General features: G+C 71.7%; 10 protein-coding genes and 1 pseudogene. 5 read left to right on the top strand and 6 right to left on the bottom strand.

The window, feature by feature from the left end; all coding sequences use genetic code 11:
* Positions 1 to 20: 20 nt before the first annotated feature.
* The 3 genes from ID554_RS25395 to ID554_RS25385 form a co-directional block, all read right to left on the bottom strand.
* Entirely contained in the window at positions 21 to 695 is a 675-nt protein-coding gene (locus tag ID554_RS25395; RefSeq protein WP_117230720.1) for an HAD family hydrolase, read from the bottom strand.
* 115 nt (positions 696 to 810) lie between these two features.
* Positions 811 to 1,389 (bottom strand): TetR/AcrR family transcriptional regulator, encoded by a 579-nt coding sequence (locus ID554_RS25390; RefSeq protein ID WP_117230707.1) that lies wholly within the window; start codon positions 1,387 to 1,389, stop codon positions 811 to 813.
* Positions 1,390 to 1,461: 72 nt separating this feature from the next.
* A complete protein-coding gene (locus ID554_RS25385) occupies positions 1,462 to 4,164 on the bottom strand; it encodes an MGH1-like glycoside hydrolase domain-containing protein (RefSeq protein ID WP_117230708.1) in 2,703 nt (900 codons plus the stop codon).
* Positions 4,165 to 4,206: 42 nt separating this feature from the next.
* Here ID554_RS25385 and ID554_RS25380 point away from each other — a divergent pair, with 42 nt between their 5' ends.
* The 3 genes from ID554_RS25380 to ID554_RS25370 all read left to right on the top strand — a co-directional run bounded on the left by ID554_RS25380 (position 4,207) and on the right by ID554_RS25370 (position 9,402).
* Positions 4,207 to 6,147 carry an amylo-alpha-1,6-glucosidase gene (locus ID554_RS25380; RefSeq protein ID WP_117230721.1) on the top strand — a complete coding sequence of 647 codons (1,941 nt, stop codon included), beginning with the start codon at positions 4,207 to 4,209 and terminating at the stop codon, positions 6,145 to 6,147.
* 140 nt (positions 6,148 to 6,287) lie between these two features.
* Positions 6,288 to 7,619 (top strand): glycosyltransferase family 4 protein, encoded by a 1,332-nt coding sequence (locus tag ID554_RS25375; RefSeq protein ID WP_117230709.1) that lies wholly within the window; start codon positions 6,288 to 6,290, stop codon positions 7,617 to 7,619.
* Between the two features lie 79 nt (positions 7,620 to 7,698).
* Entirely contained in the window at positions 7,699 to 9,402 is a 1,704-nt protein-coding gene (locus ID554_RS25370) for a serine/threonine-protein kinase (protein WP_223884236.1), read from the top strand.
* Positions 9,403 to 9,415: 13 nt separating this feature from the next.
* Here the strand turns inward: ID554_RS25370 and ID554_RS25365 are convergent, their stop codons facing one another.
* A complete protein-coding gene (locus ID554_RS25365; protein ID WP_117230710.1) occupies positions 9,416 to 10,030 on the bottom strand; it encodes a GNAT family N-acetyltransferase in 615 nt (204 codons plus the stop codon).
* A 109-nt stretch (positions 10,031 to 10,139) separates the two neighbouring features.
* On the opposite strand from ID554_RS25365, the gene ID554_RS25360 reads away from it, so the two are divergent.
* Positions 10,140 to 10,718 (top strand): DUF1707 SHOCT-like domain-containing protein, encoded by a 579-nt coding sequence (locus tag ID554_RS25360; RefSeq protein WP_117230711.1) that lies wholly within the window; start codon positions 10,140 to 10,142, stop codon positions 10,716 to 10,718.
* Here the strand turns inward: ID554_RS25360 and ID554_RS25355 are convergent, their stop codons facing one another.
* The gene (locus tag ID554_RS25355) at positions 10,719 to 11,228 is read right to left on the bottom strand and encodes a hypothetical protein (RefSeq protein ID WP_117230712.1); all 510 of its coding nucleotides are present in this window, start codon (positions 11,226 to 11,228) and stop codon (positions 10,719 to 10,721) included. It abuts the gene before it with no gap.
* A gap of 218 nt (positions 11,229 to 11,446) precedes the next feature.
* Positions 11,447 to 11,911, bottom strand: a pseudogene (locus tag ID554_RS31960) (SigE family RNA polymerase sigma factor); the annotation flags it as partial.
* Positions 11,912 to 12,359: 448 nt separating this feature from the next.
* On the opposite strand from ID554_RS31960, the gene ID554_RS25340 reads away from it, so the two are divergent.
* Positions 12,360 to 13,169, top strand: coding sequence for a metal-dependent hydrolase (locus ID554_RS25340; protein WP_117230713.1), 810 nt, complete (start codon positions 12,360 to 12,362; stop codon positions 13,167 to 13,169).
* The last annotated feature ends 205 nt before the right edge of the window (positions 13,170 to 13,374 follow it).

The raw sequence follows: 13,374 nt of genomic DNA, 5'->3' as shown, positions 1-13,374 counted from the left end.
CAGCCCACCGGCCGGCCGCTTCAGAAGTGCGTGAGCAGGTCGGGAAAAGCGCGCAGATGCAGTACGCCCTCGTCGCTCGGGTCCAACTCGTCGTGCTCCAACACCCAGGTGTTGTCGTTCGGGATGAACACCGCCCGCCAGCCGGCCGCCCGCGCCGGCAGGATGTCCGACCGCGGCGAGTTGCCGATCATCCACGCCCGGGCCGGGGCGACGGCGTGCTCCCGGACCAACCAACGGTACGTCTCGACGTTCTTCTCCGGCACGATGTGCGCCGCCGTGAAGTGGTGCAGCAGCCCGCACGCGTCCAGCTTGCGCTGCTGCTCCTCGCGCTCCCCCTTGGTCAGCAGCAGCAACTCGTGCCGCTCGGCCAACTCGTCCAGCGCGTCGGCTACTCCCGGCATCAGCTCGACCTGATGGTTCACCAGCGCCACCGCCAACTCGTCGATCTCGTGGCGCTCCGCCTCGGTGGCGGGCCGCTCCCGCAGCCGCTCCAGGCACTCCCGCAGGCTGCGCAGGAAGACCTTGCTGCCGTACCCGTGCGCGACGGCGTTGGCCCGCTCGATGTCGTCGAGCACCGCCCGCAACTGCGTCCGGTCGAGCGTCGGATGGTCCACCCAGCTCAGAAAGTCGTCGATCACCCGCTCGAAGACGACGTTGTTCTCCCAGAGCGTGTCGTCCGCGTCGAAGACGAGCACCCGGCCCGGCTCGATCAACCCGTCATGCGTCACGCTGCGACCTTAGGCAACCCGACCCGACCCCGGCGACCCAGTTACCTTGCCCCGAACGGCAGCAGCAGGCACCAATCTTGGATCACCGGTCGCGCAGGCCGAAGAGGTGGTTGCCGACGAATTGTTCGCGCCGGTCCTGGGCCTCGGGGCGCAGTCGACCGCCCCGGGTGAGCATCACCATGCCGTGCAGCAGGCTCCACCCGAGTTCGGCGAGCGTGTCGTCGTCCTGAGCGACGGCGGACGCGGTCAGCGCCGCCCGCAGCTCGCCGAAGGCCGCCGCGACGGTCGCCGGCACCTCCTCGGCCCCGAGGGTGAGGTCCGGAGTGTGAGCGAACATCGCGTCGTAGATCTCCGGATGCGCGTAGGCGAAATCGAGATAGGCCGCCATCACCGCCGGCCACACCTCGGCCGGGCAGTCGACCGCCGTACGGGCAGCGGTCAGCGCGGCGGACAGGTCGGCGAAGCCCCGCACCGCGACCGCGGCGACCACCGCATCGCGGTCGGCGAAGCGTTCGTAGAGGGCCCCGAGGTCGACGTCGGCGCGCTCGGCCAACCGGCGCGCGGTCACCCCCGCCCAGCCCTCGGCCTCGGCCAACCGCCAGGCGGTGGCGACGATCGCGTCGCCGCCCGGCTCACCGTCTCCCTGCTCTGCTCCGGACACCCCGTCGAGCGTAGTCGCGGTACATCGCGGTGAACCTGTCGCGACGGAATGGCGACTCTGTGCACCGGCCGGTCAGCGCCGCAGCGTGAGGATGAGGTCGGCGACCAGGGCCGACCAGCCGGTCTGGTGCCAGGCACCGAGCCCGGCGCCGTTGTCGCCGTGGAAGTACTCCGGGAAGGCGATCAGGTCCCGCCAGTCCGGATGGGTCTGGAACAGTTGCGCCGCGCCGTAGATCGGCCGCCGCCCCCAGTCGTCGCGGGTGAACAACGCGATCAGCCGGGCGGAGAGGTCGTCGGCGATCTCGTCCAGGGTCTTCTTCACCCCGGAGCGGGTCGGGTACTCCACCTGGAGGTCCTCGCCGAAGAACGCCGCGTAGTCGCGCAGCGCGCTGATCAGCAGGAAGTTCGTCGGCATCCAGATCGGGCCGCGCCAGTTGGAGTTGCCGCCGAACAGGCCGCTGGTCGACTCGGCCGGCTCGTAACCGACGCAGAACTCCTGCCCGCCCAGGGTCACCGCGAACGGCTTGTCCAGGTGCGCGCGGGACAGCGTCCGCAGGCCGTACTCGGAGAGGAACTCGTCGGTGTCCAGCATCCGGGCGAGCACCCGGACCACCTGCTCCGGGCCGCACATGGACAGCAGCCGCTGCTGCCGCCCGTCCGGGCCGATGCGTCGGGCGCCGACCACCGAGGCGTACTCGGGGCGGTTTGTCAGGAACCAGCGCAACCGGGCACCCAACTCCGGCAGCCGGTGCAGGGTCCGCGCGGGCAGCCGGGTCACCGCCGCCAGCGGCAGCAGCCCCACCACCGAACGCACCTTCAGCGGCACCTTCGTGCCGTCGGCCAGCCGCAGCACGTCGTAGAAGAACGCGTCCTCGTCGTCCCAGAGCCCCTGGTCGTACGCGGCCGCCGCGATGTAGGTGAAGTGCTCGAAGAACTTCGTCGCGGTGTCCACCCAGGTGCGGTCGTGCTCGGCCAGCACGATGGCGATGTCCAGCAGGTTGAGCGCGTACATCGCCATCCAGCCGGTGCCGTCGGACTGTTCCAGCACCCCGGCCACCGGCAGCGCGGCCGACCGGTCGAACGGGCCGACGTTGTCCAGCCCGAGGAAGCCACCCTCGAAGACGTTGTTGCCGCCGGTGTCCTTGCGGTTGACCCACCAGGTGAAGTTCATCAGCAGCTTGTGCATCATCCGGGCCAGGAAGTCGTGGTCCCGGCTGCCGTCGATCTCGAACACCTTCAACGCCGCCCAGGCGTGCACCGGCGGGTTGACGTCGCCGAACGCCCACTCGTACGCCGGGATCTGCCCGTTGGGGTGCAGGTACCACTCGCGCAGCAGGAGCAGCAGCTGTTCCTTGGCGAAGCCGGGGTCGACCCGGGCGATGCTCACGCAGTGGAAGGCCAGGTCCCAGGCCGCGTACCAGGGGTACTCCCACGGATCCGGCATGGAGATCACGTCGAAGCTGGTCATGTGCCACCAGGCACTGTTGCGCCCGTGCCGACGCCCGGCCGGCGGCGACGATCCCGGATCGCCGTCGAGCCACCGTTTGACGTCGAAGTGGTAGAACTGCTTGCCCCACATCAGTCCGGCGATGGCCTGCCGGGCGATCAGCGCCTCGTCGGCGCTGGCCTTGGCCGGGATCACCCCGTCGAAGAACCGGTTCGCCTCCGCCCGCCGCGCCCACACCACGGCCTCGAAGCCGTCGCCCAGGTCCGCCGGGGGCGCGTCGCCGCCGCCGGGCGGCGGGGCCGTCCGGGTCAGCCGCAACCGGATCTGGCGCTGCCCGCCGGCCGGCACGTCCAGCACGTAGTGCAGCGCGCCCTTGGTGCCGGTCAGCTCCGGGTTCACCGTCTCGGCCCCGTCGACCACGTGGTCGTTGATGCCGTCCTTCGGGTACGGCGTCCGGCTCGGCAGCCCCCAGAGCCGCTCGGCGTTGGTGTCGTTGTCACAGAGCAGCGGGGTCGGGTCGCCGTCGCCTTCCAGCCGGACCTGCCCGAGCACCCAGTGCTCACCGACCAGCCGGGCACCCTCCCCGACGATCTGCGGCACCCGGTCACCGCCGGGCAGCCCCCACGACCAGGTGTTGCGGAACCACAGGTGCGGCAGCACGTGCAGCCGTTCGGGCCGGTCCCCCCGGTTGACCACGGTCACCACCACGCACAGGTCCGTCGGGGTGGCCTTGGCGAAGTCGACGGTCACCGCCCAGTACCGGTCGTCGTCGAAGATGCCGGTGTCGACCAGCTCGTACTCGGTGTCGTCGCGACCGCGCAGCCCGTTGACCGCGACCAGCTCGTCGTACGGGAAGGCGGCCTGCGGGTAGTGGTAGCGCCAGCGCATCCACGAGTGGGTGGGCGTGGAGTCCTCGTACCACCAGTAGTCCTTGACGTCCTCGCCGTGGTTGCCGCCGTCCCCGCCGAGTCCGAACATCCGTTCCTTGAGGATCGGATCACGCTCGTTCCAGAGCGCGAGGGCGAAACAGAAGGTCTGCCGGTCGTCACACACGCCCGCCATGCCGTCCTCGGACCACCGGTAGGCTCGGGACCGCGCGTGGTCATGGGGGAAGTAGTCCCAGGCTGTGCCGTGCTCGCTGTAGTCCTCCCGTACCGTCCCCCACGCCCGCTCGGACAGATAGGGACCCCATGCACGCCAGTCCTGCTCGCCGGCATCGGCCTGGGCGAGCCGGACCCGTTCGGCGTCGGGAGCCGGTGCAGAGGACGAACCGTCAATGATCACTTGTACATCTTCGACGCCGCCGGGGTACTTCACCACAGCGGCCATTGTCGTCGTGTCGTGTTGCACCTCGCCGCCGGTGGAGGAAAGTTGATCGAGATTCGCTTCGGCTCGCAGGTCTGCGGAGAGCTGGCCAGCGCCGCCGGCCGCGAGTGGTTGGTGCCCGACGGCCTCGGCGGGTACGCCATGGGCACGGTCGGCGGGCTGCGCACCCGCCGCTACCACGGGCTGCTGGTGGTGCCGGGAGAAGCCCCGGCAGCCCGCAAGGTGGGCCTGGCCAGCCTCGATCCGGCGGTGCTGCTGCCCTCCGGCGCCCGGGTCCGCCTCGGCGCGCACGAGTGGATCTCCGGCGACGTCGACCCGCGCGGTTTCGAGCTGCTGGAACGCTTCGACCTGGCCGACGGGCTGCCCCGCTGGCGGTGGCGCATCGGCGACGTGGTGATCGAGCGGGAGCTGGCCATGCTGCACGGCCGCTCCTGTGTGGCGGTGGTGCACCGGTTGATCAGCGGCGGGCCGGTCGAGCTGGAACTGGCCGCCGCCTGCACCTGGCGGGACGCCCACGGTGAGCGCCGCGCCGACGGGCCGCCGCTGCGGATGGACCCGGTCGACGGCGGCGCGCTGATCGAGGGGGCGTACCGGCTGTCCGGACCGGGCTGGACGCCGCAGGGCAACTGGTGGCGGGGCGTCTACCACCGCGAGGAGGCCGCGCGGGGCCTGCACCCGGAGGAGGACCTCTGGTACGCGGGCCAGTTCCGCGACACGCTGCGCCACCCCGGCGACACGATGTCGGTGCTGGCCTGGGCGCAGGACCCGGGCCCGGCTCCGGCCCCGCCGCCGGCCACCGAGGTGGTCGCGTCGGCCCGGCGACGCAACCGGGAGGTGGTCGCGTCGGCCAAGCCCGCCGACGACGTCGAGGCGACGCTGGCGCTGGCCGCCGACGCGTTCATCGTGCGCACCAACGACACGCCAGTGGAGGTGGTCGCCGGCTACCCGTGGTTCGGCGCCTGGTCCCGGGACACGATGATCTCCTACGAGGGTCTGTTCCTGCGGACCGGCCGGGCCTATCTCGGCCGTGAGCTGCTGCGCTCGTACGCGGCGACGCTGTCCGAGGGGATGCTGGCGAACACCGCCGACACCGGCCGGGTCGAGTACAACACCGTCGACGGCACGCTGTGGTTCCTGCACGCGGTCAGCCGGCACGTCACCGTCACCGGCGACACCGACCTCGGTGACGAGCTGTTGCCGGCGTTGCGCGGCGTGGTCGACGCCCACCTGGCCGGTACCCGCTACGGGATCGCCGTCGACCCGGCCGACGGGCTGCTCACCGCAGGCGCCCCCGGTGCCGCGCTGACCTGGATGGACGCCCGCGTGTACGGGGTGCCGGTCACCCCGCGCCACGGCAAGCCGGTCGAGGTCAACGCGCTGTGGATCAATGGGCTGGCCGGGGTCGCCGAGCTGGCGGAGCTGGCCGGGCAGGACGCCGACGGGCTGCACCGCCTTCACGAGCGGGCGGTCAAGGCGTTCCGGGACCGCTTCCCCACCCCGTCCGGCTGGCTGCACGACGTCGTCGACGCGCCCGCCCCGGCGTACCCGCTCGGTGGCGCGGCCTTCCACGACGACGACCTGCTCCGGCCCAACCAGCTCCTGGCCTGGTCGTTGCCGTTCGCACCGCTGGAGGCGGATCCGCGCGCGGTCGGGCTGGTCGGGGCCGGGCTGCTCACCCCGCTCGGCCCGCGCAGCCTCTCCCCCGACTGCCCCGGCTTCACCGGGCGGCACCGGGGCGGACCGGCCGAACGGGACAGCGCCTACCACCAGGGCACCGTCTGGCCGTGGCTGATCGGCCCGTACGCCGACGCCGCTCGACGGGCCGGTCTGCCCGTCGACACGCTGTTCACCGGGCTGGAGGCGCACCTGACCGAGTACGGCCTCGGCTCGGTCAGCGAGACCGCCGACGGCACGGCCCCGCACATCGCCACCGGTTGCCCGTTCCAGGCCTGGTCGGTGGCGGAACTGCTGCGCGCCCGCCGGTAGCCCTTTACACCCCCGCAACGGCTACGTCTCCGCCGGTTATCCAGCCCCGAGCAGGATTGGTCCCGATCCAGCCGCGACACCGACGGGCCCGCCGGGGGGCCTGACGCCGGGCGCGCGGGGACAACTCCAAGGGGGCGCGTATGTCACCGAACGCCGACGTGATCGACATCAACGCCGCACGCTCGCAGCGAGTGCTGATCCTGTCCTGGGAGTACCCGCCCGTCCTCGTCGGCGGTCTCGGTCGCCACGTGCACGCCCTCTCCGTCGCCCTGGTCGCCGCCGGCCACCAGGTCACCGTCGTCACCCGCCACGCCGACGGCACGCCGTTGGAAGAACACGTCGACGGTGTACGCGTCGTCCGCGCCGCCGAGGACCCGGTTACCTTCCCCCTGGCCACCGGCTCCCTGCTGGCCTGGACCATGGCGTTCAACCACACCCTGACCCGGGCCGCCCTGCGCGCCGCCGACACCGGCGACTACGACGTCGTCCACGCCCACGACTGGCTGGTCGCGCACACCGCGATCACCGTGGCCGAGCACCTGGACCTGCCGCTGGTCACCACCATCCACGCCACCGAGGCGGGCCGGCACCAGGGCTGGCTGCCCGAGGAGATGAACCGCACCATCCACGGCGTCGAACACTGGCTCAGCAACGCCTCCACCCGGCTGATCGCCTGCTCCGGCTACATGCGCGACCAGGTCACCACGCTGTTCGACGTACCCGCCGGACACGTCGACGTGGTCGCCAACGGCGTCGACGACCGGGCCTGGCGGGCCCGCCCCCGCGCGGTCGCCACCGCCCGTGCCCGCTTCGCCGGGGACGGCCCGTTGATCGGGTACGCCGGCCGGCTGGTCTACGAGAAGGGCGTCCAGCACCTGGTCGACGCCGTACCCGAGCTGCGGGACCGGCACCCCGGGCTGCGGGTGCTGATCGCCGGCGACGGCCCCTACCGTGGCGAACTGGAGGACCGGATCGGGCAGCTCGGGCTCGGCGGCACCGTCCGCTTCGCCGGGTTCCTGGACAACACCCAGCTTCCGGCGGTGCTCGGCGCCACCGACGCGACCGTCGTCCCCAGCCTCTACGAACCCTTCGGCATGGTCGCGCTGGAGGCCGCAGCGGCCGGTGCACCCCTGGCGGTGGCCCGCACCGGCGGCCTGGCCGAGATCGTCGAACCCGGCGTCACCGGCGTCACCTTCCCGCACAGTGACCCGTCGGCGCTGGCCGGCGCGGTCGGCCAGCTCCTCGGCGACGAGGTCTTCGCCCGCCGGGTCGCCCGAGCGGCCCGCACCATGGTCGGGCGACGGTACGGCTGGGCCACCATCGCCGCCCGCACCGCCGAGACCTACGCGACCGCCCGCCGCGAGCACGGGCCCACGCCCTCCCGGCGCCCCGCCGTCGACGCGTCGCTGCGCCGCCGCACCATCACCATCCCCGACGGCAACCTGCTGGCCGTGGGAGGGGCCGCCTGCTGACGGTCGAGACACGCGCGCGCGAATAGGTGATCCCCGATCCGCTGGCTAATGTGTACGCCGGACGGTGGATGGGGGACACGTGCGAGCGTTGATCGCCGGCCGGTACCGACTGCTCGACCTGGTCGGTCGCGGCGGGATGGGCACCGTGTGGCGGGCCGACGACGAACTGCTGCACCGGCAGGTCGCCGTCAAGCAGGTCGTCCTGCCGGACCGGCTCGGCGGTGACGAACTCGACCACCTGCGCGCCCGTACCCTGCGCGAGGCCCGCACCGCCGCCCGGCTCAACCACCCCAACGTGGTCCGCGTCTACGACGTCGTCTCCGACGCCGGCACACCGTGGATCGTCATGGAGTACGTGCCCTCGCGCACCCTCCAGGACGTCCTCGACGCCGACGGCCGACTGCCACCGCACCGCACCGCGCGCATCGGTCTGGCCCTGCTGGACGCGCTGCGGGCCGCGCACGACGCCGGCGTCCTGCATCGCGACGTCAAGCCCGCCAACGTGCTCCTCGCCCACGACGGCCGGGTGCTGCTGACCGACTTCGGGCTGGCCGTGTTCGACGGCGACGGGGCGATGACCGGCGCCGGCACCATCCTCGGCTCCCCGCAGTACGTCGCCCCCGAACGCGCCGCCGAGGGCGTGTCCAGCGTGCCGGCCGACCTCTGGTCGCTGGGCGCCACCCTGTACGCGGCCGTCGAGGGCCGCTCACCGTACGCCCGCAGCACCGCCATGGCCACTCTCAGCGCGCTGGCCTCCGCGCCACCGGACCCGGCCCGGCACGCCGGACCGCTGTCGGCGGCGCTGGCCGGGCTGCTGCGCCGCGAGCCCGCGCACCGCGCCGACCACCCCGAGGCCCGCCGCCGGCTGCTCGCCGCCGCCGGCCCCGACGAGACCCCACCCGAGACCGGCGACGAGACCGCTCCCCTACCCACCGAGCCGGGCCGGGGCCCTGCTGCTCAGGCCGGACCCGACGAGCATCCGCACGACGTCGAGGGCGCCGACCGAGGCTCCCACGGCCGGGGCGGCGTGGCACGCCCCTGGGCGCTCGCCGCAGTCGCCGTCCTGGTCGCGATGGCAGCGGGTATCGGGACCGCGTTGACCGTGGTCGGCACCGGCGGTGACCGCTCCGACTCACGCCACGAGGCCACCGACCTCCCGCCCGGGACGGCCCCCGACGAGGTGGGTGCCCCGGGGCCCGGCGGACCCCGTCCACGCGACGGCAGATATCCGCCACCACCGCCACCGGGCGGGTTCGTGCCGCCCCCGTTGCCCTGCGTGCGACCCTGGGTTCACGGTGGACCGATCGACACGGCGACGCCCGTGGCCGACAGGGAGTTCCGGCCACCGGCCGGTTGGGCATGGCACACCGACCGCAGCGGCTTCCGGGTGGCGATACCCGACGGATGGCGGTACTCGCGCGACAGCGACGTGGCCTGCTTCCAGGATCCGACTACCGGCCGGGCGTTCAGCGTCGCCACGGGAGCCGACCCGAGCACGGGTCCGCTCGCCCGGCTGCGGGCGGTACGGGACCGGGAGCTCGCGGCCGGCACCCTCCCCGGTTATCAGGAGTTCCGTCTCGGCCGGATCGGCGACAGCACCGAGTGGGAGTTCGCCTGGCTGACCCCTCACGGCGACCGGCTCCGCGCGGTTCAGATCGTGCCGGACCGGCCGGCTCGCTCCGGCCGGTCCTGGACGCTGGGCTGGATCACCCGGGAAGGGGACTGGCAGAACGCGGCCGCCCCACTGGCAATCGTGCGCGCCAGTTTCTGGCACGACCGCTGACCGGCCGGGCGTGCTACCGGTGTCCCGCAGACCGTCGACCGCTGTGGCGGTCATCGGGGGCACCCGGTGTCAGCCGCCGTACCAGCATCCGGTGCGGTCGCCAGTCCGGAAACGGTACGACGTCGCCGACGTAGTCGAATCCGGCGCGTTGCAGCGCACGCCAGACCCGGGTATTGGTTTCCGCGACCGCGAGCGCGATCCGCTCCTCGGAACGTCGGCCGAGGAGTTCGACCGTCATCCTGTGCCCGAGGCGGTATCGCCGCATCTCGGGTAGCACGAACGCCTCACACACAGCAAACGTGCGCCCCGCCCACTCGACGGCGAGGTCCGAGTCGTCGGACGAGGTCAGGTCGCGCCACCACAGGGTTTCCGGTGGCAGTGGGCAGCCCATCACGGCACCGACGAGTTGACCGCCGAGATAGCCGACGGCCGCCTCGAATCCGGGCGCCGCAGCGGTCCACTCCAGACGCTCCTCGACCGTCGGCACGCTGTGGTCCACCAAGCGGAGATCCGCCGCGTGCACCTGCCGGTAGACCGCGGCGAGCACCTCGACATCCACCTCGTTCGTGATCACGACGGTGTCGTTGCGCCCGTCGACCGCCTCGACGGTCGTGGCTTTCGGTGCCATCAACTCTCCTTCAACTTTGGTTAGGCAAACCTAATTTGGCGGAGAGGCAATGGCAAGCCCGCGACATCTCCCTTGCCGGTGCCATGCGTGACGTCGCTAGGCTCAGAGCGTGGACAGGGAACGGCACGACGACACTGACCGGCTACGCGTCTCCGACCGGGAGCGGGAAGAGGTGGTAAACCTCCTCGGCAAGGCGGTCACCGAGGGCCGGATCACCCTCGACGAGTACTCGGAGCGGGCCGGTGCCGCACACGCCTCGCAGACGCGTGGTGAGCTGGCCCGGCTGACCACGGACCTGCCGGACGGTCGACCTGCCAGCACCGCCGGCGCCCTCCCAGTGACGGAGAAGCTCCTGGCCGTCTTCGGCAACGACGTGCGCGCGGGCGCCTGGCAGGCACCGGAGTCGATCGAGGCTCGGGCCGTCTTCGGGGACTGCCGGATCGAGTTGCATCAGGCCCAGCTCTCCAGTCGGGTGACTCGGATCGAGGCAGAAGCGATCTTCGGCAACGTCACGATCGTCGTACCGGAGGGCACGGACGTCCGGCTCACCGGCAGCGCGATCCTCGGCGAGAGGAAGTCCAAGCTCACCGGGCCGGTCACCCCGGGCGCCCCGGTCATCGAGGTGCACTGCCGCGCGATCTTGGGCGACGTGACCGTCCGGGCGCCCCGCAAACGCTGGTGGAGCTGATCAGTCTTCGCCCGCTGCGGCACGGGCCCGCCGGACCCTCCGGTCGCCGAACCAGAGCGCCAGCCCGACCCGGCCCCGGTAGGCGGCGATCCCGCCCCAGACCAGGATGATCAGCCCCGTCCACCACCAGAACCGGCCGCCCACCCCACCGGACGGACTCGCCTCCCGCACCCGACCGCTCTCGATCACACCGTCGGCCACGTCGATCGCGAGGATCTGATCCGGAGCGGTCAGCATCGTACGCGGCTCGGCAGCACCCGGCGACAACGCGAGCACCCGCACACCCCTCACGTTCCCGTACGCGGTGCGCTGATCGATCTCCAACGGCTGGTCGAATCGGGTCGGTGCCAGTGGCTCCGGCCGGTACGCCACGACCAATGCCGACCCGTCCGGTCCCCAGCCGAGCAGGCGGATGGTGGTCACGTCGGAGACGGCCGGCACGTCGAGCGGTCCTGCGTCGCGGCCGGTCACCGGATCCACCCGGCGCAGGTGCCATTCGGTGCTGTCCACGCGACGGTGGCCAGGGTCAGCCATCGACCGTCCGGTGTCCGCGCTCCCTTGCCGGCCAACGTGGATTCGTAGGGCAGCGGGAACGACGACAGCCGCGTACCGTCCCGCGCGGTCACCCAGACCGTGTTGCCGATCTGGTACGCGAGCCGGTCGCCGGCCGGCGTGAACGCGACCGAGCGAGCGAAGATCGGTTGAAGGTCCGCTTCCTCGGCCGTGTCGTCGACCAGGTCGGGGGCGATCTCCCGCAGCCGCCGCAACGCGTCATGCCCGTGGCGTTTGACCGTGCCCACCGAGCAACCCAACACCTCGGCGACCCGCGCCTCCGTCAGGTCCTCGTAGAACCGCAACACGATCACCACCCGCTGACGCGGAGTCAGCTTCCGCAACGCGGCAGCGAGACCGAGACGCAGAACGCTGGCCTCGGTGCCGTCACCAGCTGACCGCTCCGGCGGCCGCGCCACCAACCGACGACGCCGCCACCAGGACACCTGCTGGTGATACATCACCCGCCGCACGTACGCCTCCGGGTCACCATCGGCAACCCGCCGCCAATGCCGATACGTCCGCGCCAACGCCACCTGCAACAGATCCTCGGCGAGCTGATGATCCCCGGTCAGCAGATACGCCGTACGCGACAACCTCGGCGAACGATGCACCACGAACTCGTGGAACGACTGGACCATGCCCACCCCCTCACCGCTCTAGAACGTCAGCGGGCACACCGATGGTTGGGGTGGTCCGGTCAACGACCGGTCAAACCGGTGCGGGGACGGGCGCCCCTACCCGGTGCAGCGTGCCGTCCGGGTCGACGAAGGCGAACTCACGTAGCCCGTACGGGGTGTCGTGGGGGCTCGCCCAGCCGACCTTCGACACCCGATGCGGCCCAGGCGGCGTCCCGATGACCGTACCGCCCGACTGCGACAGGTCGGCGGTTCGCCACGTCCTATGGCCGACACAGTGGGCCGGCGAGCCGGCTCCGACTGCCATAATCCCTGGTGGTCAGGCCGGTCCCCGGGCAGCGCCACGACGGTGTCCCCTGTGGAGGGTAACGACGGTCCCCCCTGCGGCTGCGCGGCGAACTACAGTGACGTAGTTTTGGGCGCTCAAGATCCCTGGGGAGGGCGAGCCGAGATGATGGGTCCGTCGCACGCGCTGTCGGGCGCGGCGGTATGGCTGAGCGGGTCCTGGGCGCTCCAGCAATTCTACGACTACGAACAGTCGCCGCTGGCGCTGGCCGTCGGCACCGCCGTCTGCGCCGGTGCCGCACTGCTGCCGGACATCGACCTGTCCGGCAAGGTGACCCGCAACCGGGGCGGCGCGACCGTGGCCCGCACCTTCGGCGTATTCTCGCTGTTCGTCGCCGAGGTGGTAGAGAAGATCTCGCTGGGTGTCTACTACGCCACCAAGCTCAGCCGGGATCCGAAGCGCAACAACGGCCACCGGACGCTGACCCACACCATCCCGTTCACCCTGCTGGTCGGTTGGGGCACCACCACGCTGTGCGCCCGGTACGGCAAGTGGGCGGTCATCGGCATCCTGTTCTTCATGATCGGTCTGGCGCTACGCGGCCTGTTCGACAAGTGGGCCGAGCGCGCCGGGTGGCTCATCGTCACGCTGGTCTCGGCCGGTGCCGCCGTGTTCGTCGCCGCCAACCTGCCCGGTGATCGCGGGTATCCGATGATCGGGCTGGCGGTCGGCGTGGGTTCGTTCGTGCACATCCTCGGCGACATGATCACCCGAGCCGGCGTACCGATCCTGTGGCCGATTCCGATCAAACGGCGGATGTGGACACCGATCAGCCTGCCCGACAAGATCGCGATGCGGGCCGGCGGGCGGGTCGAGACCGTCTTCGTGCGTACCGGGCTCATGGTCGTCTCGGTGCTGGCCGCGCTCGGCCTGGTAGCCCCCTCGGTGCTGGAGAGATTCAACCTCGACATCTGACCGCCGTCGAGACGAGACCCACCCAGCCTTCCCGGGCCACTGCGGGACGATCTCGGCAACGAGGGTACGGGCTGGCGAACTGCCCCGGACACAGGGCATCTGGGGTGTCCATAACTCCATGATCCACGGGTAGGTGGGGTGCTGGGGCGAGCGCCAGGGGTCTTGACGTCGGTTCGTCATTGGCTATTGACGTGGCTGTAACACG

The sequence above is a fragment of the Micromonospora craniellae genome (assembly GCF_014764405.1).
In the GTDB taxonomy this organism is placed as follows: Bacteria; Actinomycetota; Actinomycetes; order Mycobacteriales; family Micromonosporaceae; genus Micromonospora; species Micromonospora craniellae.
This window is presented reverse-complemented; position numbering and strand designations above follow the sequence as displayed.

Bases quoted from the DNA above. Each gene is read 5' to 3' on its own strand.
- ID554_RS25385 (WP_117230708.1), bottom strand. From the start codon at position 4,164: ATGGCCGCTGTGGTGAAGTACCCCGGCGGCGTCGAAGATGTACAAGTG.
- ID554_RS25375 (WP_117230709.1), top strand. From the start codon at position 6,288: ATGTCACCGAACGCCGACGTGATCGACATCAACGCCGCACGCTCGCAG.
- ID554_RS25365 (WP_117230710.1), bottom strand. From the start codon at position 10,030: ATGGCACCGAAAGCCACGACCGTCGAGGCGGTCGACGGGCGCAACGAC.
- ID554_RS25340 (WP_117230713.1), top strand. From the start codon at position 12,360: ATGATGGGTCCGTCGCACGCGCTGTCGGGCGCGGCGGTATGGCTGAGC.